The organism is Streptomyces sp. NPDC044044, assembly GCF_056434405.1.
This window is the reverse complement of sequence record NZ_JBWKFG010000008.1, coordinates 241,356-263,729: the sequence shown is the minus strand read 5'-3', so window position 1 is coordinate 263,729 and position 22,374 is coordinate 241,356. Positions and strand designations below refer to the sequence as shown.

The 22,374-nt window shown below is 71.5% G+C and carries 16 protein-coding genes; 3 read left to right on the top strand and 13 right to left on the bottom strand.

Going from position 1 to position 22,374, the window contains the following annotated elements; translation table 11 throughout:
• Positions 1–10 precede the first annotated feature (10 nt).
• Positions 11–1,114 carry an NAD(P)H-dependent flavin oxidoreductase gene (locus AC07AG_RS29240; protein ID WP_478759112.1) on the bottom strand — a complete coding sequence of 368 codons (1,104 nt, stop codon included), beginning with the start codon at positions 1,112–1,114 and terminating at the stop codon, positions 11–13.
• Positions 1,115–1,289: 175 nt separating this feature from the next.
• Here AC07AG_RS29240 and AC07AG_RS29235 point away from each other — a divergent pair, with 175 nt between their 5' ends.
• A complete protein-coding gene (locus AC07AG_RS29235) occupies positions 1,290–3,095 on the top strand; it encodes a serine hydrolase domain-containing protein (RefSeq protein ID WP_478759111.1) in 1,806 nt (601 codons plus the stop codon).
• A 37-nt stretch (positions 3,096–3,132) separates the two neighbouring features.
• Here the strand turns inward: AC07AG_RS29235 and AC07AG_RS29230 are convergent, their stop codons facing one another.
• The 8 genes from AC07AG_RS29230 to AC07AG_RS29195 all read right to left on the bottom strand — a co-directional run bounded on the left by AC07AG_RS29230 (position 3,133) and on the right by AC07AG_RS29195 (position 14,130).
• Entirely contained in the window at positions 3,133–4,683 is a 1,551-nt protein-coding gene (locus AC07AG_RS29230; RefSeq protein ID WP_478759110.1) for a phytoene desaturase family protein, read from the bottom strand.
• A gap of 116 nt (positions 4,684–4,799) precedes the next feature.
• Positions 4,800–7,037: a serine/threonine-protein kinase gene (locus AC07AG_RS29225; RefSeq protein WP_478759109.1), complete on the bottom strand. Its 2,238-nt coding sequence runs from the start codon at positions 7,035–7,037 to the stop codon at positions 4,800–4,802.
• Positions 7,019–7,972, bottom strand: a complete 954-nt coding sequence (locus AC07AG_RS29220; protein WP_478759108.1) for an oxygenase MpaB family protein — start codon at positions 7,970–7,972, stop codon at positions 7,019–7,021. The genes AC07AG_RS29225 and AC07AG_RS29220 overlap by 19 nt, the downstream gene beginning before the upstream one ends.
• A 42-nt stretch (positions 7,973–8,014) precedes the next feature.
• Positions 8,015–9,058, bottom strand: coding sequence for a 2-hydroxyacid dehydrogenase (locus AC07AG_RS29215; RefSeq protein WP_478759107.1), 1,044 nt, complete (start codon positions 9,056–9,058; stop codon positions 8,015–8,017).
• 49 nt (positions 9,059–9,107) lie between these two features.
• A complete protein-coding gene (locus AC07AG_RS29210; protein WP_478759106.1) occupies positions 9,108–9,734 on the bottom strand; it encodes a histidine phosphatase family protein in 627 nt (208 codons plus the stop codon).
• Positions 9,731–11,245, bottom strand: a complete 1,515-nt coding sequence (locus tag AC07AG_RS29205; protein WP_478759105.1) for an FGGY-family carbohydrate kinase — start codon at positions 11,243–11,245, stop codon at positions 9,731–9,733. Before AC07AG_RS29205 ends, AC07AG_RS29210 begins: the two co-directional genes overlap by 4 nt.
• Positions 11,238–12,800 (bottom strand): FGGY family carbohydrate kinase, encoded by a 1,563-nt coding sequence (locus AC07AG_RS29200; RefSeq protein WP_478759104.1) that lies wholly within the window; start codon positions 12,798–12,800, stop codon positions 11,238–11,240. The genes AC07AG_RS29205 and AC07AG_RS29200 overlap by 8 nt, the downstream gene beginning before the upstream one ends.
• 13 nt (positions 12,801–12,813) lie before the next feature.
• Positions 12,814–14,130, bottom strand: coding sequence for an MFS transporter (locus tag AC07AG_RS29195; protein WP_478759386.1), 1,317 nt, complete (start codon positions 14,128–14,130; stop codon positions 12,814–12,816).
• Positions 14,131–14,407: 277 nt separating this feature from the next.
• Here AC07AG_RS29195 and AC07AG_RS29190 point away from each other — a divergent pair, with 277 nt between their 5' ends.
• The gene (locus tag AC07AG_RS29190; RefSeq protein ID WP_478759103.1) at positions 14,408–15,220 is read left to right on the top strand and encodes a DeoR/GlpR family DNA-binding transcription regulator; all 813 of its coding nucleotides are present in this window, start codon (positions 14,408–14,410) and stop codon (positions 15,218–15,220) included.
• On the opposite strand, the gene AC07AG_RS29185 is transcribed toward AC07AG_RS29190, so the two are convergent.
• The 4 genes from AC07AG_RS29185 to AC07AG_RS29170 form a co-directional block, all read right to left on the bottom strand.
• The gene (locus AC07AG_RS29185; protein ID WP_478759102.1) at positions 15,174–15,851 is read right to left on the bottom strand and encodes a TetR/AcrR family transcriptional regulator; all 678 of its coding nucleotides are present in this window, start codon (positions 15,849–15,851) and stop codon (positions 15,174–15,176) included. The genes AC07AG_RS29190 and AC07AG_RS29185 overlap by 47 nt on opposite strands.
• A 114-nt stretch (positions 15,852–15,965) precedes the next feature.
• Positions 15,966–17,852, bottom strand: a complete 1,887-nt coding sequence (locus AC07AG_RS29180) for a bifunctional sugar phosphate isomerase/epimerase/4-hydroxyphenylpyruvate dioxygenase family protein (RefSeq protein WP_478759101.1) — start codon at positions 17,850–17,852, stop codon at positions 15,966–15,968.
• Between the two features lie 27 nt (positions 17,853–17,879).
• A complete protein-coding gene (locus AC07AG_RS29175) occupies positions 17,880–18,740 on the bottom strand; it encodes a shikimate dehydrogenase (RefSeq protein ID WP_478759100.1) in 861 nt (286 codons plus the stop codon).
• A gap of 110 nt (positions 18,741–18,850) precedes the next feature.
• Positions 18,851–20,224 carry an MFS transporter gene (locus AC07AG_RS29170; RefSeq protein WP_478759099.1) on the bottom strand — a complete coding sequence of 458 codons (1,374 nt, stop codon included), beginning with the start codon at positions 20,222–20,224 and terminating at the stop codon, positions 18,851–18,853.
• A 568-nt stretch (positions 20,225–20,792) separates the two neighbouring features.
• Between AC07AG_RS29170 and AC07AG_RS29165 the strand changes: the two genes are divergently transcribed.
• Positions 20,793–22,361 carry an MFS transporter gene (locus tag AC07AG_RS29165; protein ID WP_478759098.1) on the top strand — a complete coding sequence of 523 codons (1,569 nt, stop codon included), beginning with the start codon at positions 20,793–20,795 and terminating at the stop codon, positions 22,359–22,361.
• Positions 22,362–22,374 lie beyond the last annotated feature (13 nt).

Sequence of the window (22,374 nt, the reverse complement as noted above, 5' to 3'; positions counted from 1 at the left end):
CGTCGTCTCGTCAGCCGCGTCCGGCGACGCGGTTCACGCGGTCGATGGCGCGCTCGAAACCGCGGGTCAGCTCGTCGAAGACGGCCTGGACGCTGCGTTCGCTGTTCATCCGGCCGACGATCTGCCCGACGGGTGTGCCGAGCAGCGCCTGGACCTCGTGCTTCTGGATACGTGAGACCGCCTCGGCGACCAGGAGCCCCTGCAGGGGCATGGGCAGCGTGCCGGGCCCCGCCGGGTCGTCCCAGGCGTCGGTCCACTCGGTGCGCAGCTGGCGCGCGGGCTTGCCCGTGAGGGCGCGCGAGCGGACCGTGTCGCCCGAACCCGCCGCCAGGAGCTTCTCCGTGAGAGCCCGCGAGTGCAGGTCGGCCTCCGTCGTGGTCAGCCAGAGGGAGCCGAGCCACACGCCCTGCGCGCCGAGCGCGAACGCGGCCGCGATCTGCTCCCCGCTGCCGATGCCGCCGGCCGCGAGGACCGGCAGCGGCGCGACGGCCTCGACGGCCTCGGGCGTCAGGACCATGGAGGCGATCTCGCCGGTGTGGCCGCCCGCCTCGTAGCCCTGCGCGACGACGATGTCGATGCCCGCTTCCGCGTGCTTGCGCGCGTGCCGTGCGCTGCCCGCCAGAGCGGCCACGAGTACGTCGTGGTCGTGGGCTCGCTCGATGACGTCGGCGGGCGGTGAGCCGAGCGCGTTGGCGAGCAGCTTGATCGGGTAGTCGAAGGCGACGTCGAGCTGATTGCGGGCGACCTGCTCCATCCACCCGGTGATGCGCCAGCCGGAGGCCTCTCCTTCGGCGAGCTCGGGCACGCCGTACTTGCCGAGGGTGTCCTTGACGAACTGCCGGTGCCCTTCAGGGATCATCGCCTCGACGTCGGCCTCGCTCACCCCCTCGACCTTCTTCGCGGGCATCACGACGTCAAGGCCGTAGGGCCGGTCGTCGACGTGCTCCTGCATCCAGTCGAGATCCCGGGCCAGCTCGTCGGGAGCCGTGTAGCGGACCGCGCCGAGCACACCGAATCCACCGGCCCTGCTGATGGCTGCCGCCACAGCCGGGAAGGGCGTGAAGCCGAAGATGGCGTGCTCGATCCCCAGTTTCCTGCTCAGATCTGTCTGCATGGCCGCAGGATGCCGCAGCCGTCCGGACGACGGAAGAGATTTTCTGATGCAGTGTCAGATCTTTGCCGGGCGCCCTTGGTTGACAGGGCCCGGCGGTGACATGAAAGTTTCAGCAGTCTCTTGTGATCCCGAAAGATAATTTCAGCTGTGGAGAGTTTCAGGAGGGGGCACGGTCATGGCCGAGGACAGCGGGGCGGCGGACAGAGCGGGTGACGGTCTCAGCCGACGCCAACTGGGCGTGCGGGCCGTGGCGTTGGGCGGGGCGCTGGCGCTCGTGCCGTTCCCCGCGGGCCCCGCGGCGGCAGCGGAGTCAGCGGCCGATGGCGGGCGTCCGACGCTGCGGCCGGGCACCCCCGAGCGGGCCGGGCTGCTCGCCGGACATCTGCGGCAACTGGTCGCCGACGCCGAGCAGTTCCTCGGCCCATCCCCCAAGCACCCCTGGTACGCGGGCGCCGTCCTGCTCGCGGGCCGCGGCGGCACGGTCGCCCTGCACCAGCCCATCGGCAAGGCGGTGCGCTACGCGGCGTACGACGAGAAGACCGACACCGGCGTCGAGCTGCCCGCCGACCGGCAGATCGCCATGGCCAAGGACACGGTCTTCGATCTCGCCTCCGTCTCCAAGCTGTTCACCTCGCTGCTCGCGGTGCAGCAGATCGAGCGCGGCACGCTGGAGCTGGAGGCGAAGGTCGCCTCGTACCTCCCCGACTTCGGGGGCGCGGGCAAGCAGGACGTCACCATCCGCCAGCTCCTCACCCACACCTCGGGCTTTCGCGCCTGGATCCCCCTCTTCAAGGAGCCCACGCGCGAGGGCCAGCTGCGCCTCATCTGGAACGAGGCACCCCTCAACGCGCCCGGCACCAAGTACCTCTACTCGGACCTGAACCTGATCTCGCTCCAGCTGGTCCTCGAAGAGATCACGGGTCGTCAGTTGGACGCACTGCTCCACGACGAGATCACCGCTCCGCTCGGGATGCACCGCACGCGCTACAACCCGCCCGCCTCCTGGCAGCGGAAGATCGCCGCCACCGAGGACGCCCGCCTGCCCTGGTCCGGCCTCGACCGCGGCATGGTGTGGGGCGAGGTGCACGACGAGAACGCCTTCGGCTTCGGCGGGGTCGCCGGGCACGCGGGGGTCTTCTCCTGCGCCTGGGACCTCGCGATCCTCGGCCGTACGCTCCTCAACGGCGGGGTCTACGGCCGCTCCCGCATCCTCTCCGCCGAGTCCGTGAAGCTGATGTTCACCGACTTCAACACCGCTTTCCCCGGCGACGAGCACGGCCTGGGCTTCGAGCTCTACCAGCACTGGTACATGGGCGCGATGGCGACGCCGCGCACCGCGGGCCACACGGGGTTCACCGGAACCTCCCTGGTCCTCGACCCGACGACCGACTCCTTCCTCGTCGTCCTCGGCAACTCCGTCCACCCGGTGCGCAGTTGGCGCTCGGGCTCGGCCCCCAGGGTGGCGGCGGCGAACCGCATGGCGCGCGCCGTTCCGGTACGTCCCGCACACGGGCGCACCGCGTGGTTCTCCGGCATGGCGAACGCGACGTCGGCCACCCTGACCCTGCCGCCGCTCACCCTCACCACGGACCGGGCGCGGCTGCGGTGCGCGCTGTGGTGGGACACCGAGCCGGGCTCGGACCTGCTGGCGCTGGAGGCCTCGCGTGACGACGGCGCCACGTGGCAGCCGGTGCCGTTCACGACGCAGCGCAAGGGCTCTGACCCCCGGGAGCACCCCGACGGCACGGCTTCGGGCTGGTCGGGGCGTGTCTGGCACCGGCTGACCGCGGACCTCTCGGACCTGCGGGGCGAGGGGGTGCGGCTGCGCTGGCGGTACGCAACGGACCAGCTCTACGTGGGGCGCGGCGCGTACGCCGACGGGCTGCGGGTCGAGGACGGCGGCCGTACGGCGTTCGACGAGGCACGGCCCGCCGACGCGGCACGCATCGAGGCGGTGGGGTGGGCCCCTTCGGCCGACTGAAGGCGGACGGAAGCGGATGGCCGCCGGGGCCCGTGCCCTACTCCCCCAACGCCTCCATCGCCGCGTTGTGCCCGGGGATGCCGCTGACCCCGCCACCGCGCACGGCGCCCGCCCCGCAGAGCAGGACGTTCGCGAGCCGTGTCTCCACGCCCCAGCGGCCGGTGTCCTCCTGGGCGTAGGGGAAGACGAGGTCGCGGTGGAAGATGTTGCCGCCGGGCAGGCGCAGGTCGCGTTCCAGGTCGAGCGGGGTCTTGGCCTCGATGCAGGGGCGTCCTTCGGCGTCGGTGGCCAGACAGTCGGCGAGCGGTTCGGCCAGGTGCGCGTCCAGCTGCGCCAGGGTCGACTTCAGGAGTTCGGCCCGTACGGCGTCGTTGTCGTGGGCGAAGAGGCGGGCGGGCGTGTGGAGTCCGAAGAGGGTCAGGGTCTGGAAGCCGCGCTCGACCAGGTCGGGGGCGAGGATGCTGGGGTCCGTGAGGGAGTGGCAGTAGATCTCGGACGGTGGCGCGGCGGGCAGTTCACCGGCCGCGGCCTGGGCGTACGCGGTCGCCAACTCGCCGTATCCCTCCCCGATGTGGAAGGTCCCGGCGAAGGCCTCGTGCGGGTCGACCGAGGTGTCGCGCAGCCTCGGCAGCCGTTCGAGCAGCATGTTGACCTTGAGCTGGGCGCCTTCGGCCGGGGTGGGCGCGGTGTCACCGACGAGGGCGGCGAGCTCCTGCGGTGAGGCGTTGACCAGGACGTGCCGGGCGGCGACGGTGGCTTCGCGCTCGGGCGTGCGGTAGGTGACCTCCGCGGTCTGTCCGTCCGACTCGATCCGGGTGACCTCGTGGTCCGTGGCGAGTTCGGCGCCCGCCGCTCGGGCCGCGGCGGCGAGGGCGCCGGTGAGCGCGCCCATGCCGCCGACGGGCACGTTCCAGTCGCCGGTGCCGCCGCCGATGACGTGGTAGAGGAAGCAGCGGTTCTGGCGCAGGGAGGGGTCGTGGGCGTCGGCGAACGTCCCGATGAGGGCATCGGTGAGCACCACCCCGCGCACCAGGTCGTCGTCGAACCGCTCCTCGATGGCGGCGCCGATGGGTTCCTCGAAGAGCGCCCGCCAGGCGGCTTCGTCACCGATCCGCTCGCGCAGTGCCTCGCGCGTGGGCAGGGGTTCGGTGAGCGTGGGGAACACCTCCTTGGCGACCTGCCCGGTCATGGCGTAGAACTCCCGCCACGCCTCGTACTCCCGCGGACCGCCGGTGAGCCGCTCGAACGCGTTCCTGGTGCGTGCGTCGCCCCCGCCGACGAGCAGTCCGGCGGGGCGGCCCGCGCGCTCGGTCGGGGTGTAGGAGGAGACGGTGCGGGTGCGCACCCGGAAGTCCAGGTCGAGGTCTCGCACGATCTTCCGCGGCAGAAGGCTGACCAGGTACGAGTAGCGCGAGAGCCGGGCGTCCACCCCGGCGAAGGGGCGGCTGGACACGGCCGCGCCGCCGGTTCCGGAGAGCCGCTCCAGGAGCAGGACGGAGCGTCCGGCGCGGGCGAGATAGGCGGCGGCGACGAGGCCGTTGTGACCACCGCCGACGATGACGGCGTCGTATCGATCGCGAGGAGGCATAGCTCTTGGTAGCACGTACACGCACCGCGCGGCGTGACCGTCGGCTCCCCTTGGCTGACTCCCGGGGGTGCGTCGTGGCTGGTCGCGCGGTTCCCCGCGCTCCTTCCGGGTGCTGCCTAGAGCCCTCCCGACGCACGCCGCTGGCGCAGGGCCGCCACCCGCCGGTACAGCTCGACCGCCTCGGTGCCGCGGCCCAGCTGCTCCAGGCAGTGCGCCTCGTCATTGCGGCTGGCGAGGGCGTCGGGATGGTCGGCGCCGAGCACCTGTTCGCGGGCGGCGGCGACCCGGCGGTACTCGGTCAGGGCGTCGGCCCAGCGGCCGAGCCAGCCGAGGCCCACCGCCACCTCGCGGCGGCTGACCAGGGTGTCCGGGTGGTCTCCGCCCAGGACGCGCTCACGGATCGCGCAGACGTCACGGGCCTCGGCCAGGGCTTCCTCCCAGCGGCCCTGACGGCCGAGGTTGACGCCGAGGCCGTGGCGGGCGCGCAGCGTCTCGGGGTGGGCGGGGCCGTTCACGCGGGTGCGGTCGTCGATCAGGTCGCGGTACAGCTCGAGAGCCTCGCCGCTGCGGCCGAGCCGGCCGAGGCTGATGCCCACTTCGTAGCGTGCGGCGAGGGTGTCGGGGTGGTCGGCGCCGAGCGCCCGCACCCGCGCGTCGGCGACCTCGCGGTACGTCTGGAGCGCCTCGGGCCAGCGGCCCAACTGGCCAAGGGCGTAGGCGACTTCGTAGCGGGTGACGAGTGTGTCCGGGTGCGTGACACCGAGGACGCGCGCGCGGGCCGTCGCGACATCGCGGGCCAGTCGGTAGGAGTCCTCCAGGCGGCCGAGCCTGCTGAGGTTGTACGCGAGGTTGTGCCGGCAGCGCAGGGTGTCGGGGTGGTCGACGCCCGCGGTGCGCTCCCGCACGGCAAGGACCGACGTGTACATCTGGTGGGCCTCGAAGTGCCGCCCCAACTGCCCCAGGACATAGGCCATTTCCTGCCGGGCGGCGAGCGTGTCGGGGTGCTCGGGGCCGAGCGTGCGCTCCCTGCCCTGGGCGACGCGGCCGTACTCCCGCAGGGCGTCCGCCGCGCGGCCGGTTCGGCTGAGCGTGAAGCCCACTTCGTAACGGCTCGCGAGCGTGTCCGGGTGGTCGGGGCCAAGGGCGTGCTCCCGCTCGGCGGCCACCGCGCGGTGCACCTCGCCCGCCTCGGCCCAGCGGCCGAGGCGCCCCAGGCTCAGGCCCGCGTTGTGGCGGCTGACGAGGGTGGCGACCACCTCCGGTGACGGCGTGGGCCGTTCGGGCCTGCGCGGCGTCGCGGTCCGGCGCGCGTCGGTGCGCGGGATCCACTCGCCGGTCAGGCCCGCCGCCGCGTCGGGCGGTGTCGTCCGCAGCTCGGAGGCGCCGTTCGCCTTGTGTCCGGTCGTCATGCCGCGGGTCCACGAGGGCAGCCGGGGCTCGCGCGAGGGCGGCTGCTCCGGGCGGCGCACGGGCGGGGTGACGACGGTCGGGACGTACGTGGGGACGGTGCGGCCCGAGACGATGCGGCGCCCCAGCTCACGTGCGTCGCTCGGCCGCTCGTCCGGCTCCTTGGCGAGCAGGTCGAGGACGATCCGCTCGAAGTACTCGGGCAGCTCGTCGCGGTGGCTGCGCGGCGGCTCTGGAGCCGTGTCGCGGTGACCGACGAGCACGGCCCAGGCGTCCTCCAGGTCGAACGGCGGCGCCCCGGTGGCGATCTCGTACAGCACGCACCCGAAGGAGTAGAGGTCGCTGCGCTGGTCGACCTGGGTGCCGCTGATCTGCTCGGGCGACATGTAGTGCGGCGTGCCCATCGCGATGCCCGTGCCGGTCAGGCGTGAGGTGAAGCCGATGTCGTGGCCGAGCCGGGCGATGCCGAAGTCGCAGATCTTCACCGTGCCGTCCGTGAGCCGCATGATGTTCGCGGGCTTCAGGTCCCGGTGCACGATGCCCTGTTCGTGGGTGTACGCGAGCGCGGACGCGACCTGGTCGGCGATCTCCACGACGTCCGCGACGGGCAGCGGATGCTGTTTGTTGTCCTCCAGGAGCTGGCTGAGGTTGCGCCCTTCGAGCAGTTCCATGACCAGATACAGGACGCCGTCGTGCTCCCCGAAGTCATGGACGACGGTGACGCCGCGGTGCTGCAGCGCCGCCGCGACGCGTGCCTCGCGCCGGAACCTCTCGCGCAGCACGCGCGTGAAGGACTGGTCGTGCTGGGGCCCCATGGGCTTGAGGCACTTGACCGCGACCCTCCGCCCGAGGGACTCGTCGCGCGCACGCCACACCTCGCCCATGCCGCCGCGCCCGATCAGGTCCAGCAGCCTGTACCGGCCCTGGATCAGCCTGGTGTCCGCCATCTCCCGCCGTCGCCCCCGTTGCCTCGCTCTGCCCTCCCCGGCCCGTCCAGTATGGCTGCACGCCTGTCGAGTTTGTACGGGGCAGGCCGGGCGCCGGGCCCGAGCCTGGCCATCGCGCGCAGAATGTGCTTCGGCGGAAGTTGCCAGCGTAGACGTGCGGGAATGGTGCGCAGGATGGTGCCGGTGGTGACGAGCCGCCGGGTCACGGTGGCGGGCGGCGGCGCCGTCCTGCCGTACAGCTCGTGGGCGTACGGCGGCAGCGAGGCGTACGCCAGATTCGCCACGCGCCGCCACAGCAGGGCGCGCGCCGGGATCAACAGGGGGTGGGTCGGCGGGCGTTGGAGGAAGTCGTCGACGTCGCGCGCCTCGGGTCCCGCGGCCAGTTCGGGCCGGATCCGCTGGAAGTACGCGGCCAGTTCGGCGGTCGATGCCGGTACGCCGGCGGGGTCCAGGCCGACCAGGCGGGCGCTCTCCCGGTGCTCGGCGACATACCGGTCGGCGAGCTCGTCGGTCAGCCGGAACCCCGACCGGCGTGCCACGTGCAGATAGGAGTCGATCTCGGCGCAGTGCACCCAGAGCAGCAGGCCGGGCTCGTCGACGCCGTACCGCTCCCCCGTGTCGGGGTCCGTGGCCGTGAGCATCGTATGGATCTTGCGGACGCGGGCGCCCGCCTGCTCGGCGACCTCGGTGGTGCCGTACGTGGTGGTGCCCACGAAGCTCGCCGTGCGCATGAGGCGGCCCCAGGCGTCCTTGCGGAAGTCGCTGTTCTGCATGACGCCGCGCACCGCGCGGGGGTGCAGGGCCTGCAGGTACAGGGCGCGGATCCCGGCGACCCACATCATCGGGTCGCCGTGCATCTGCCAGGTCACGGACGAGGGGCCGAAGAGCCCCGGGTCGGCTTCCACCGGGTGCCCCGATGAGGATGCCTCGCGCATACAACCACCTCCTGACCGCAGGCTACGCCGCCGACGGTGGCCTCAACCCGCCTTGAGCACCTCGGGGTTGGCGCAGTGCTCAAGCGGCTCGCCGCGCAGGAAGCGGCCGACCTCGGCGGCCACGATGCCCGCGGCCTTGTGCGCGACCTGCTGGCTGCCGCCGGCGATGTGCGGGGTGAGGACGACGCCGGGGGCGGTGAGCAGCCGGGAGCCGGCGGGCAGCGGCTCCTCGGGGAAGACGTCGAAGCCCGCGCCGGAGAGGTGGCCCGAGTCAAGTGCGTCGCAGACGGCGTCGTAGTCGAGCAGCGCGCCGCGGGCGCAGTTGACGATGATCGAACCGCGGGGCATCGCGGTGATCTGGGCGCGGCCGATCATGCCCTTGGTCTCGTCGGTGACCCGGGCGTGCAGGGAGACGATGCGCGAGCGGCGGAGCAGTTCGGCGAGAGAGACCTGTTCGGCGACACCGGACAGGGCCTCGGGCCGTACGTACGGGTCGTGCACCAGGACCTCGGCGCCCATGGCGCGCAGGACCTTGGCGACGCGGCTGCCGATGGCGCCGTAGCCGATCAGGCCGACGGTGGCGCCGTCGATCTCGATGCCGCAGTTGTCGTAGTCGTAGTAGTCGCCGCGCCAGGTGCCCTTGCGCAGGTCGGTGTGGGTGTCGCCGACTCCGCGGGCGGCGGCGAGCAGCAGGGTGAGGGTGTGCTCCGCGGTGGCGGTGGCGTTGCGGCCCGGGGCGTAGCAGACCGCGACGCCGTGCCGGGTCGCGGCTTCGAGGTTGGCGTTGACCGGGCCGCCCCGGCTGGTGCAGAACAGCTTCAGGTCGGGGCAGTTGGCGAGGATGCGCTCGGTGAGCGGGCCGTGTTCGGTGACGCAGATCCGTACGCCCTGGAGCGCCTCGATCATCTCGTCCTCGCTGCCGGACGCCTCGATGACCTCGGCGACCGGTCCGAACGGCGTGTGCGGCCAAGGGAATTGGAGCTCGCGGACGTCCAGTGGCAGCTCCCCGGCGGCGGCGCGCACGGCCTCGGTGAACAGGCTCGGGCGGATGAAGTGGTTGCCGGCGGCGAGGACGGTGGTGCTCATGGGCGGGTGTCTCCTGGAGGGCGGTGGGGGCGGGTGGCCGGTCAGTGGGTCAGTGGACGTCGGGGGTCCGGGCCGTCGCGGGGGTGTTGAGGCGCAGGAGTGCGGTCTGCCCGTCCTCGATGCGGATCTCCGTGAGGGCGCCGTTGAGCAGCTGGGGGAAGACCCGGCGGTAGTCGGCGAGCGGGATGCCGAGGAGATGGCAGAGCGTGACCCGGACGAGGGTGGAGTGGGCGACGAGGAGGATCCTGCCGTCCGGCTCTTCGCGGGCGATGTCGGCCAGGCAGTCGGCGGCGCGGGCGGCGGCCTTGCGCGGGTCCTCGCCGCCGGGGAGGTGGTGGGCGACCGGGTCGTCGAGGAAGGCCGCGAGGTGCTCCGGGAAACGCTGCCGCATCTCGTCCCTGGTCAGGCCGTCGCCCTCGCCGAAGTCGAGTTCGCTGAGCCGGTCGTCGACGCGCGCGGTGAGGCCGCAGGCGTCGGCGGCGGGGGCGGCCGTGAGCCGGGCGCGGGAGAGCGGGGAGCTCCAGACGGCCGTGAGCCGCGCGGTGACGGCCCACTCGGCGAGCGCGGCGGCCTGCTCGCGGCCGTGCGGGGTGAGGGGCACGTCGGTGCGCCCCGCGTAGCGGTTCTCCGCGTGCCAGGCGGATTCGCCGTGGCGTACGAGGATGAAGTCGGTCACTGTGCTGCCCTCCTGCGGGCGTGGTCGGCCACGGTCTGGTCGAGCCAGCCACGGCGGGTGAGTTCGTCGATGAAGCGGAGGTAGACGGGGAGGTAGCGGGCGGTGCGGGCCGGCGACGGGTGGATCTCCTCGCCGGTCCTGACCATGGCGGCGGCCGCCTCCTGGAGGCTCACGCCACAGGAGGTGGCGGCGAGCACCGCCATGCCGATGGCGCCCTCGGCCTGTTCGGGCAGGCGTACGGGGCGCCCGATGACCTCGGCGCGAAGGCGGCACCAGTAGCGGTTGCGGGCGCCGCCGCCGGTGAGGGTGAGCGGTCCGTCGACGGGGGCGCCGAGGTGGTCGAGATAGTCGAGGCAGAGCCGCTCCAGGCAGGCGACGCCGAGCAGTTGGGCGTGGAACTCGGCGGCGCGGGTGGGCACTTCCCCGAGGGTGAAGGGTTCGGCTCGCGGGGCACGGAAGGGGAAGCGTTCGCCGCCGGTGGAGACCAGGGGGTAGGTGACCGCGTCCGGGTCGAGCGCGGCGGCCCGCTCGGTGAGCGCGTCGAGGTCCTCGCCGGGGAAGTGCCGGGAGATGACGCCCGCGCCGCTGCTGGAGGCGCCTCCCGGCAGCCAGTTGTCGCCCGGTCCGCGGTGGCAGTAGACGACGCCCGCCGGGTCGCGGATCAGGTGCGTGCTGGTGCCCTTGAGGACGAGGGTGGTGCCGAGCACCGAGTTCCAGGCGCCGGGTTCCAGGGCTCCGGCGCCGATCTGGGCGGCGCAGCCGTCGGTCATTCCGGCGACGAGAGGGGTGCCTTCGGGGATGCCGGTGGCTTGCGCGGCCTCGGCGCACACGGTGCCGAGCACAGTGCCGGGGCGTACGACGTCGGGCAACAGGCTCTCGGGGACGCCGAGTTCGGCCATGGCCTTGTGCGGCCAGCGCTCCTCGACCAGGTGGTAGCCGGTCTTGAGTGCATGGCTGGCGTCGGCCGCGACCTGATGTCCTGCGAGACGCCAGGTGATCAGGTCGACCTGGTGAAGGAGCCTGGCCCCCGCATCGGCCGCCGCCCCGTCATGGTCCAGGAGCCAGCGCAGCTTCGGCAGCGCCCAGGACGGCTGCATGCTGCGGTAGCCGAGCTCCCGCCAGACCTCCGCGCCCGCCTCGTTGACGGCCGCCGCCTGGTCGGCGGCGCGCCCGTCGTCGTACATCAGGGCGGGGGTGAGCGGGGGGCCCGCGGCGTCGGCGAGCAGGATCGTGCCGGAGGTGCCGTCGATGGCGAGCCCGCGGACGCGCCGCGCGTCGAGTCCGCTCAGCGCATCGCGGCAGGCGGCGGAGAGCGCGGTCCACCACTGCTCGGGGTCCTGTTCGTGGCGTACGCCGTCGCGGTGGCTGGTCAGTGGCCGGGAAGCGGCGGCGAGCAGCCTGCCGGTGCCGTCGACGGCGACGCAGCGGGCGCTCTGGGTGCCGAGGTCGAGGCCCAGCCAGATGCCGTCGAGGGAAGCGAGGGCAGGGTCGGTGGAACGGGTCTCAGACATCGATGCCTCCGGGGGCGGTGCGGTGGTCGTCGCCTTCGTGCGGGGCCGCGCCCGGCCTCGCCGCGCCGCTCCCCTGCCATGTCGCGCCGCCCCGCCAGCCTGCATCGCGGGAGATGGTGCGCCGGCCGATGAAGTCCTCGTACAGGGCGGCGTAGAACTGCGCGCGTTCCGGGTCGGGTTCCCAACTGCTCTGCATCCGGACGTACTTGGCGGCGGCGGTGTGCATGCTGCTCTCGGCGCCGGAGCGGACAAGACCGGTGAGGAAGGCGCCCTTGGCGCCCAGTTCGGTGTCGCCGGAGCGGGCGGTCGGCACGCCTGTGGCATCGGCGATCAGCGCGCACCACGCGTCGCTGTTGGCGCCGCCGCCGCACAGCCGCAGCTCGCTCACCTCCGTACGGGCCGCGGCCAGCGAGTCGCGCAGGACGAGCGAGAGCCCGTCGAAGACGGCGCGGGCCAGGTCGGCGCGCGAGTGCTCCAGGGACAGACCCCAGAAGGAGCCCCGGGCGCGCGGGTCGAGGAACGGCGCGCGTTCGCCGGCCGGGGAGAGGTAGGGCAGGAACATCAGCCCGCGGGCGCCGGGCTCCGACTCGAAGGCCAGCCGCGCGAGCTCCGGCGGACCGGAGGTGCCCAGCATCTGCGCGGCCCAGCCGAGGACTTCGGCGCCGTTGAGGGTCGGGAAGGCGCGGAGCACCCGTTCGCGGCCGCGGTAGGCGATGTTGATGCCGGACGGTTCGCCGCTGGTGTCGACGTCGGTACGGACGATCTCCGTGCACAGGGTGGTGCCGAGGATGCTGCACGCCTGGCCGGGGTTGACCACGCCGACGCCGCGGGCGGTTGCGGCGATGTCGTACGGGGACATCACGACCGGAAGACCGGCGGGCAGGCCCAGTTGGCCCGCCGCGTCGCCGGTGATCTCGGCAATCCGCTCCGACTCCCCGAGAACGGTCGGCAGGAGCCGGCGGTAGGCGCTCAGGCCGAACAGGTCGAGGATCCGCGGGTCGTAGTCCCCGGTGGCGTGGTCGAGGAACGGGGCGGAGGCGTCGGACTCGTCGCAGGCGCGGACACCTGTGAGACGCAGGAAGAGCCAGCCTGCGGCGGTGAGCGAGGTGGCGGAGCGCGCGAGGCGGTCCGGGTCGTGGGCGGCGAGCCAGCTGAAGAGGGCGTTGGGCATGCCGGCGCAGGTCAGCGAGCCGTTGCGGCGGAAGGCCGCTTCGAGAACTCCCTCGCGCTGCCAGGCGGTGAGCAGGTCGCCGGCCCGGCCGTCGGACCACAGAATCGCGGGACCGGTGGGGCGGCCGCCCTCGTCGACGAGCCAGGCGCCGTCGCCCTGGGCGGTGAAGGACACCAGCCAGACGGGGTCGGCGAGGCCGGACAGGACACTGCGGACGGTGTGCACGACGGCGTTCCAGACGGCATCCATGTCCTGTTCCGCCCAGCCGGGGTGGGGACGGAGGACCTCGGTGGCGAGCCGCGCGACCGCGATCTCCTTGCCCTGGTCGTCGAAGACGACCGACTTGATCATCGTGGTGCCGACGTCAATGGTCAGTACGGACATCAGGTGGGTCCTTTCACGCCGGGGCCGAGGCGGTGGCGGGCGCGGCGTCCGGCGCGGCGCTGGCCTTCTGCGCCTGTGCCGCACCCGTGTCGTCCGGCAGCTTCAGGAAGAGCGCGAGCACGGTGCTCACCGCATGCATCCCCGCGAAAATCCAGACCACCCCTGTGACACCGAGCGGCCCGACGAAGACGGCGACGACCGCGGGGCCGACGAAGGTGCTGGCTCCCGCACCCAGGTTGAGCGCGGCGAGCGCCTGCCCCTTGTGTCGCGGCTCCAGCGAGGGCACCAGCGCCGAAAGCGGTACATATCCGGCCAGCGTAGCGCCGTAGAAGGCGGCGGCCAGCAGGGCGAGCGGGAAGTTGTCGCCCGCCGCGTCCGGGACGTGGAAGAGCAGCAGCGTGCTGACGGTGCATCCGGCGCCGCCGCACCAGGCGATGGTCCTGCGCCAGCCGAACCGGTCGCCCACCACGCCGAACAGCAGGTTGGCGAAGATGTTGGTCGCGAACATCGCGCTGAGCAGATGCAGCCACTCGGTGAGGCTGAAGCCGACCGTCTTCGTGAAGTGGATCGGCATGATCACGAAGAAGCCGAACTGCGAGGCCGTGTTGATGACCCGGGCGAGCGAGCCCGCGCCGACCCGGGGATTGCGCCACAGGACGGTGACACTGCCGACGAGCGTGGCGAGCGGTCCTTCACCCTCGCCGCGCGGCAGCTTGCCGCCCCGGTCGTCACGGACGAGGAGCAGGGCGATCAGACCGCCCGCTGTCACCAGGGCCAGCGCGGACCACAGCGTGGCGTACGCGCCGATCTGCGGGATGAGTCCGCTGGCGACCAGCGAGCCGAGGGTGGGCAGACCGCCGGTGAAGGCGAACCAGAACCAGCCCATGGCCGTGCCGAGCCGGGCGCGGGGCGCCACCGAGGCGATCCAGACCAGGAAGCCGTAGGCGAAGAGCGGATAGCCGAGGCCGCGCAGGCCGTACCCGAGCATCATCAGCGGATAGCTGGTCATGGGGATGGCCAGGACGAGGAAGAGCAGCTGGAAGACGCCCCAGATGCCGAGCCCTGTCCACATCACGCGGCGCGGGCCCCACAGGTCGGAAAGCACTCCGGAGAGCCAGGCGGCGATGGCCGCGGCGCCTCCGTAGACGGTGAACAGGAGCGCGACCCGGGGCTGCGAGATGCCCTCGTCGATCAGGTAGGGCGAGAGATAGCCGGACTCGACCCCGTCTCCGATCATGAAGAGGAGCAGCCCGAGGTAGCCCCAGGCGAGGGTCGGCGGAATGCCCAGGCGTGTGATCAGCGAACGCGGAGGAGGGGGCAGAGAAGTCATCATCGACTCTCCCCTTTCTGCGGCAGGGGCAGGAGGGACGGACGAGCTGATGGAACAGCTGGCCGGAAAGGCGAGTCAATGGCGGCTGAAATCTTCCCATCGGGGCGCCGACCTGCCGTGTTGCGTCGCACCGGAGCCGCTCGCGGACGCCGCACTCGCCCGGCGACGCGCGTTAGATCCGTGCGAACATAACGCGGCGAGTTCACACACGTGCCGCGCACGGCACAGGCAGAGCCCTGGCACCGCACAGGGCGCGGACACCGGAGGGAGCGCTGCGATGGACCGGGTCGAGGCGCAGGAGGAACGGCGACGGCAGATGCGTGAGGCCGTCATCGGCCGCGGCTTCGTACGGACCGCGGACCTCGCCGATGAGTTCCGCGTCAGCCTGATGACCGCGCACCGCGATCTGGACGCCCTGCAGGCACAGGGCTGGCTGCGCAAGGTGCGGGGCGGTGCGACCGGCCTGCCGTCGGCGCAGTTCCACGGCAGTGTCGCGGAGCGGATGGCCACCATGGCGCAGACCAAACAGCTCCTGGCGCGGGCCGCGGCGACCCTCCTCGTGCCGGGCCAGACGGTGCTGCTCGACGACAGCACCACCTGCCTGCTTCTCGCGCACCAGGCCACCGAGCAAACCCCGCTGACGGTGATCACCAACTCGCTGCCGGCCATCACCACGCTCGCGAAGGAACCCGGTATCTCGCTGATCACGCTGGGCGGCGCGTACTTCCCGGCGTACGACGCGTTCATGGGCCTGCACACCGCGGACGCGGTCCGGGCCTTTCGCGCCGACGTCCTCTTCATGTCCACCACGGCCGTCAGCAACGGCCGCTGCTATCACACATCACCGGAAACGGTGCAGGTCAAGCGGGCGATGATGGAGTGCGCGGCGCGCCGGGTGCTGGTCGCGGACCACACCAAGTTCTGCAAGGACGGTCTTTACGCCCTTGCGCCGCTGACCGACTTCGATCTGCTGATCGTGGACGACGGCCTCGCGGCGGAACAGGTGCGGGCGGTGCGGGCCGCCGGGACCGAGGTGATGGTGGTCAACTCCGGCCCGCGCCAGGGCGATCCGAGGTCAGGTACGAGATGACCATGTCCCCGAGCATCGTCCGGTAGTGCTCGCGGCGGGGCGCCTCGGTGAGGTCGCGGCCGAAGAGCGCGCGGAACGTGTGCCGGTTGGAGACCCGGAAGAAGCAGAACGAGCTGATCATCGCGTGCAGGTCGACGGCGTCCACCTCGGCCGTGAACACGCCCTGCTCGCGCCCGGTTTCGAGGATGGAGGCGATGACGTCGATCGCCGGCGAGCTGAGGGAGGCCAGACTCGGTGAGGCGCCGATGTGCTGCGCCTCGTGGATGTTCTCGATGCTGACGAGGCGGATGAAGTCCGGATGCGCCTCGTGGTGGTCGAAGGTGAGCTCGGCAAGGCGGCGGATGGCGGACACCGGGTCGAGATGCCCGACGTCGAGCTGCTGCTCCTCGTGCCGGATGACCTTGTACGCGCGCTCAAGGACCGCGGTGAACAGCTGGTCCTTGCTGCCGAAGTAGTAGTAGATCATCCGCTTCGTGGTCCGCATGCGGGCGGCGATCTCGTCGACCCTGGCCCCCGCGTAGCCCATGCGGGCGAACTCCTCGGTGGCCACATCGAGAATCTCCCCCTGCGTACGGGCCGCGTCCCGGGTGCGCTTGGCGGGCGGTGACGACGGGGGGACTGCGGCGGCCATGCGGCTCCTCAGGGCGGACTCATCGGCGCCGGTCAGTCTAACCTCGGTCCGCCCTGGGGCTTTTGTCACCGGTGGCTGGGTTCCGCGAACATCCGGAAGGTCACACCCTCCCGCTCACGCCCCCTGCTGGTGAAGATGCTGGGCCGCGAGCCGTACGGCCGCGTTCTGGGCCCCGTACCCCTGATAGCCGCCCGTGCGCTGCACCAACTCGAAGAAGACCCGCCCGACCGTGGCGGTGTAGCAGTGCAGGAACTCCCCGTTCTCGTCCCGGTCGTAGAGGATGCCGAGCTCCGCCAGCGTGGCCAGGCGCTCCGGGTCTAGATCGTGGCGTGCGCCGAGGTCGTCGTAGTAGTTGGCGGAGATCGGCAGCAGGCTCGCGCCGCTCTCCTGGATGCGCCGGGCGGCGCCGACGATGTCGTCCGTCGCCAGCGCGATGTGCTGCAGGCGGGCGGCATCGGCGTCCGGCGCCGGCGCGATGTTGAGGACGATGCGCACTCCGCCGTCGGGTGACGCGACGGCCCGGCTGCGCACGAGCCCGTAGGGGTCGGCCAGATCGAGGCTGCCGTCCGCCTCCAGGCCGAGGACGCCACGGTGGAACAGCGATGCCTCGTCGAACTGGTGCCAGGGCTGGGTGAGCGCGATGTGGTCGATACGGCGGATGGCGGCCGCGGACGGCTCTCCCGCCTCCTCCGGCAGAGCACGCTCCTGCGACAGGGCACGCTCCTGCGCCAGAACACACTCATCCGGCAGCGCGCGCTCATCCGGCAGCCCGCGCGACGGCAGTTCGGTGAAGTCCCCGGTCCAACTGATGTGGTCGGCCTGGTCCGTTCGGCAGAAGAAGATCTCCGTGCCGTCGGGTGCGGCCACCGCGTCCAGGGGTGCGTCGAGCTGCGCGCGACGGCGCGGCACCACGGGGGCGAGCACCGCCTCGGCGCGCCGTGCGGCTCGGTCGGGGTCGGGGGTCTCCACGCCGATGGCGGTCAGTGCCGGATCCTGACGACGGCCGCTGACACCGGTGTTGAGCAGGATCCGGGCATCGCCCTGTTCCCACAGTTCGACCGGCTTCCAGGTGTGCCGAGCGGTGGGGGCGAAGCCGAGGGAGTCGAGCACGCCGCGCAGCGGTTCGGTGTCGGCCGCGGTCAGCTCGGCGAAGGCGAAGCCGGAGGGCGCGGACGCGGCGGGGAGCACGGACAGACCGGCCGACTCCTCAAGGAGGAGCAGCGAGCGGAGCGCGTCGACGGCGGTGGAGGCCGCCCCTGCCTGCCGGAACACGTCGTTGAACACTTCGAGCGACAGGGGCCCTTGGCACCCGGCCGCCACCGTCGCGGCCACCAGAGGGGCGAGGTCGAAGCCGCCCTGGCCGGGGAAGCAGCGGTAGTGGCGGCTCCACTGGAGGACGTCCATCGCCATCAGCGGTGCGTCCGCCAGCTGAAGGAAGAAGATCTTCTCGCCGGGGATGTCCGCGATGCCCTTGGGGTCGCAGCCGCGGGAGAGGATGTGGAAGCTGTCGAGGCAGGTGCCGAGGGCGGGATGGTCCGCCTGCTCGACGATCCGCCAGGCGTGGTCGTACGTGCTGACGTGCCGGCCCCAGGCGAGCGCCTCGTAGGCGATGCGGATGCCGTGGTCGGCTGCCCGGTCGGCGAGCAGCCGCAGGTGCTCGGCGGCGAGCGCGTCGTCGTCGACCGACTCCGGGGCGACGCTGGAGCAGACGAGGAGCAGGTCCGCGCCGAGGCGCTCCATCACGGCGAACTTGCGTTCAGCGCGCCGCAGATTGCGGGCGAGAGTGTCGGCGGGAACGGCCTCGAAATCGCGGAACGGCTGGTAGAGGTCGATGCTCAGGCCCAGGTCCGCGCAGCGCAGCCGCACTTCCTCGGGGCTGAGCGGGCTGCCGAGGAGATCGTTCTCGAAGATCTCCACACCGTCGAATCCGGCGGTGGCGACGGCGGTGAGCTTCTCGGACAGCGGCCCGCTGAGCGAGACAGTGGCGATCGATGTGCGCATGGTGTCCTCCTGTCGGGTCAGGGCCGGTCAGGCCGGGAAGGCGGCCAGATCGCCGAGGTCGGCGAGCATCGGTCCGGTGTGCGGTTCGAGTCCGGTGAAGAGCCGGAAGGCGTCGGCCGCCTGGAAGACGGCCATGCCGCCGCCGTCGAGGGTGCGGCAGCCGATGGCGCGGGCCTCGCGCAACAGCTCGGTCTCCAGCGGCCGGTAGACGACCTCGGCCACCCACAGGCCGGTCCTGAGCAGTGAGACCGCGAGGGGCAGGCCCGGGTGGGCGACCATGCCGGTCGGTGTGGCGTGCACGAGACCGTCCGCTGCGGCGAGGCGCTCGGCCAGCTCCCCGGCCGGCGCGCAGTGCGCACGGCCAGGTCCGAAGCGCGCGGTCAGGGCGGCGGCCAGGGTGGCGGCACGGTCCGGATCGGTGTCGACGAGGGTGACCCGGTCGACACCGAGGTTCAGCAGGGCGTGTGCCACGGCGGCGCCCGCTCCGCCCGCCCCGAGTTGGACGACCTCACCGGTCGGCGCGTCGGCCAGGCCGCGGGCGAAGGACTGGGCGAAGCCGGTGGCATCGGTGTTGTGCCCGACGGCGCGTCCGTCCCTGAAGACGACGGTGTTCACGGCTCCGAGCTCGGCGGCCTCGGGGGCGAGCTCGTCAAGATGCTCGATGACCAGCTGTTTGCAGGGGTGGGTGATGTTCAGCCCGTCGAAGCCGATGCGGTGGGCGGCGCGCACCAACTCACCGACGCCCTCGGGCGCGACGCCCAGGACGTCGATGTCGAGCGTGCGGTAGATGAGGCGCACACCGTGCCGGTCCGCCTCGCGCTCGTGCAGGGCGGGGCTCAGGGAGGGGCCGATACCGGAGCCGATCAGGCCGGTGAGGTACGAGGTCATCAAGTCTTCCTGTTGGTCGGCCGGGCACGGTTGTTGGTCGGCCGGGCACGGTTGATCGTGGCTCGGCGGAGCGCCCCCCGGCGCGGCAGCGCTCCCCCGGCGTGTCCGGCTCACAGAGCGGCGGCCTCGCGGGCCTTCGCCGGTGTCCTCGCGTCCCCGGGGCGCAGGCCGAGATCGGCCGTGGGCACGCGGTGCGTCTCGCGCCCGGTGGCCACGGCGATCGCGCAGATCGCGCAGAAGGCGGCGGTGAAGATCGCGACGCCGACCCACCTGTCACCGTCGGGGCCGTCGATCTGGGCCGCGAAGGTCACCGCGAAGCCCGCGATGGCGAACCCGATCTGGGTGCCGATGGCCATGCCGGAAAGCCGGACCCTGGCGGGGAACATCTCGCCGTAGAACGAGGGCCAGATGCCGTTGGCCGCGCTGTAGACGACGCCGAAGAGCAGCACTCCGGTCACGAAGACCAGCGGGTAGCTGGCGGTCGAGATCGCCCACAGATAGACGAAGATCATCACTCCGCTGCCGATCGCCCCGACGAGGAAGACCGGCCTGCGACCGATCCGGTCGGAGAGCTTTGCCCAGAGCGGGATCGCGAGGAGAGCCACCGCGTTGGCGCTTCCGGCGACCCAGAGCATGCCCGTCTTGTCGAGGCCGACCGCGTCACTCGTGGCGTACGAGAGGGCCCAGACGGAGAAGATCGTGCTGACCGTCGCGATCAGCGCCGCCGCGACCACTCGCAGCACGTCGGCCCAGTGGTTCCTGAGCAGCTCCGCAAGGGGCATCTTGGCCACCTCCTGGTCCGCGGAGACCTGTTGGAAGACGGGGGTCTCCTCCAGGGTGCGGCGGATGACGTACCCGGCGACCGCGACGAGGGCGCTCAGCAGGAACGGGATGCGCCAGCCCCAGGTGTACAGCTGCTCGTCCGGGAGCGCGGCGACCGGCAGGAACACCAGGGTCGCGAGGAGCTGACCGGCCTGGGTCCCGTTGAGGGTGAAGCTCGTGTAGTAGCCGCGCCGGTGTTCCGGCGCGTGCTCCAGTGTCATCGCGTTCGCGCTGGCCTGCTCACCGGCCGCGGACAGGCCCTGGAACACCCGCATCAGCACAAGGAGCACCGGTGCGACGGTGCCGACCTGCGCGTATGTGGGCAGGCAGCCGATGAGGAAGGTGGAGAGACCCATGAGGATCAGCGTCCACACCATGATCTTCCGACGCCCGAGCCGGTCGCCGAAGTGACCGAGGACGAGCGCCCCGAGGGGGCGGGCGGCGTAGGCGACGCCGAAGGTCGCCAGGGAGATCAGGGTGGCGGTGGCCGGGTCGTCCGGGTCGAAGAAGACCTTGGGGAAGACCAGGGCCGCGGCGCTGCCGTAGATGAAGAAGTCGTAGTACTCCAGCGCGCTGCCGATCCAGGCGGCGAACGCGGCCTTGCGTGGCCTGCCCTGGGGCGGCACGGCCGACGCCTGGTCGGCCGGCGGGTGAGCGGACACGTGAACTCCTCGGGGGAGAGCAGCGCAACCACCTGCTGGGGCGGCTGCGAGGGGACGGGGACCGGCGCTGCTGGGGGGAACGCCGAGGCGGGTGGCGAGCGGTGCGCACCCGGCACATGCTGTAGTTAACGCACTAGATAGTTAATTAACGTGGATGTGATGCTGGCCCGCCCCTGGAGCCGTGTCAATACTTCCGGCCGTAACAGCCCGGCCGGGCTGAGCGTCACGGCCGTCGGGCGTCGGGCGCCGGGCGCCGACACACAGATGATCACGCCCCTGAGCCGGGCCTCACGCGGGCCGTCCCGCACCGGCGCCCCGCCCCGCCCCCGCCCCCGCGCCGGCGCGGATCGGTAACGGCGACCATCCGGAAGCCATGAATTCCTCCACATTGCAAATCCGCCGAATCTGCCGGAGGGCACACAATTATTCATTCCACAAATACGGCGGAGGGCATAAAGTCCGTTCAGCCGCAACAGTATCGGTAAGAAATTCCAGGCTTGACGGCGTCGCGGAGTTTGCTTATGGTCCAGTCGTTCACGTTCCCGCCGCTCGCTATCCGAAGGTGTTCATGACCGCGACTCCAACGTTGCCGAAGTTCAGGCAGCAGTTGATTCTGTCCGTTCTCATGCTGTGTTCGCTGCTGATTTGGCTGGACAATACCGTCCTGAGCACCACGCTGGAGACCCTCGCGGACCCGGGCCGTGGGCTGGGGGCCGATCCCGGCCAGCTGCAATGGGCGACCGGTTCGTACACCCTGGCCTTCGCGACATTGATGTTCTCCGCAGGCGCATTGGGCGATCGGTTCGGTCACCGGACCGTGTTCTCCATTGGTCTTGTCATTTTCGCCGGGTCTTCGCTGTGGGCGGCGTACGCAAGCGATGCGGGCCAGCTGATTGCGGCTCGAGCGGCGATGGGGGTGGGCAGCGCGCTGATCACGCCCGCCATGATGGCCATCCTTATGTGGACCTTCACCGGCCCCGCTCGGGCTGCCGCGATCGGCATCTTCTCGACGTCGGCCGGTGTGGGAATGGCTGCCGGACCTGTGCTGGCCGGGTTTCTGCTCGATCATTTCTGGTGGGGCTCGGTCTTTCTGATCAATGTTCCGGTCGCGGTATTGGCTCTTGTCGGACTCGCCATGCTGGTTCCGAATTTCCGCAGCCCCGCTCGGCGGCCACTGGACCCCGCTGGAATGCTGCTGTCGATCAGTGGACTCGTGGCCTTGGCCTACGGACTCATCCGGGCGGGGCAGGTGGCGACGTGGAGTCGTACCGACGTCTGGGCGCCGATCATTGCCGGTCTCATTCTGCTGGCCGTTTTCGCACTCGTCGAAATGCGCGTAAAGGTTCCCAGCTTCAACCCGCGACTTTTCGCACAGCGCGCATTCGGTGGCGGCAATGTGGCGCTCGGACTTCTGCTCTTCGGCGTGGCCGCCATCACCTTCTACAACGCCTTCTACCTGCAAGGAGCGCTCGGCTTTTCGCCGATGAAGGCGGGTCTCGCCAATATCCCGACCGCATTCGGCGCGCTCGCGGCGGCTCCGCTCGCCTCGCGCCTGGTGCGCCGCCTTTCACTCCGTCTTGTCACGGTGCCGGCGCTGATCGTGGCCGCGCTGAGCATGGGTGGGTACGGATTCCTCGGACTACAGACTCCCCTCGTCTGGATCGAGATCCTGTTGTTGATCCAGGGGCTCTCGATCGGCATGGTGATCGGCCCTGTGACGGCCGCATTGATCAGCGACCTGCCGTTGGAACAGGCCGGTGCGGGATCGGCCGTCACCAACACCGTGCGACAGACCGGCAGTGTCATCGGAATCGCGGTGGGCGGCACGATCATGTCGATCGAGTACCGACGCGCGATCGGACCTTCACTGGAGGGTGCCCCCGGTCCGGTGCGGGATCAGGCGCAAGTCTCCGCCGAACAGGCCCGCCACGTCGCCGCCACCATCAATCAGCCCACTCTCGCTCAGGCCGCCGATGATGCGTTCATCCACGCGATGCATGTCGGCGCGGGCTGGATCGCGGCCATCGCGCTTCTCGGGGCAGCCGTGCTGCTGATCGCCTTGCCTGCCGCCGGAAAGAAGAAGGGTCCGCTATCGGAGCCGGAGCCGGAATACGAAGAGGCCCGCAGCTCCGCCTGAGAGTCACCGCACG

Coding starts and splice junctions, on each gene's coding strand:
- AC07AG_RS29175 (WP_478759100.1), bottom strand. CDS start 18,740: ATGACCTCGTACCTCACCGGCCTGATCGGCTCCGGTATCGGCCCCTCC.
- AC07AG_RS29225 (WP_478759109.1), bottom strand. CDS start 7,037: ATGGCGGACACCAGGCTGATCCAGGGCCGGTACAGGCTGCTGGACCTG.
- AC07AG_RS29190 (WP_478759103.1), top strand. CDS start 14,408: ATGGACCGGGTCGAGGCGCAGGAGGAACGGCGACGGCAGATGCGTGAG.
- AC07AG_RS29165 (WP_478759098.1), top strand. CDS start 20,793: ATGACCGCGACTCCAACGTTGCCGAAGTTCAGGCAGCAGTTGATTCTG.
- AC07AG_RS29180 (WP_478759101.1), bottom strand. CDS start 17,852: ATGCGCACATCGATCGCCACTGTCTCGCTCAGCGGGCCGCTGTCCGAG.
- AC07AG_RS29215 (WP_478759107.1), bottom strand. CDS start 9,058: ATGAGCACCACCGTCCTCGCCGCCGGCAACCACTTCATCCGCCCGAGC.
- AC07AG_RS29185 (WP_478759102.1), bottom strand. CDS start 15,851: ATGGCCGCCGCAGTCCCCCCGTCGTCACCGCCCGCCAAGCGCACCCGG.
- AC07AG_RS29205 (WP_478759105.1), bottom strand. CDS start 11,245: ATGTCTGAGACCCGTTCCACCGACCCTGCCCTCGCTTCCCTCGACGGC.
- AC07AG_RS29195 (WP_478759386.1), bottom strand. CDS start 14,130: ATGACTTCTCTGCCCCCTCCTCCGCGTTCGCTGATCACACGCCTGGGC.
- AC07AG_RS29240 (WP_478759112.1), bottom strand. CDS start 1,114: ATGCAGACAGATCTGAGCAGGAAACTGGGGATCGAGCACGCCATCTTC.
- AC07AG_RS29230 (WP_478759110.1), bottom strand. CDS start 4,683: ATGCCTCCTCGCGATCGATACGACGCCGTCATCGTCGGCGGTGGTCAC.
- AC07AG_RS29220 (WP_478759108.1), bottom strand. CDS start 7,972: ATGCGCGAGGCATCCTCATCGGGGCACCCGGTGGAAGCCGACCCGGGG.
- AC07AG_RS29235 (WP_478759111.1), top strand. CDS start 1,290: ATGGCCGAGGACAGCGGGGCGGCGGACAGAGCGGGTGACGGTCTCAGC.
- AC07AG_RS29200 (WP_478759104.1), bottom strand. CDS start 12,800: ATGTCCGTACTGACCATTGACGTCGGCACCACGATGATCAAGTCGGTC.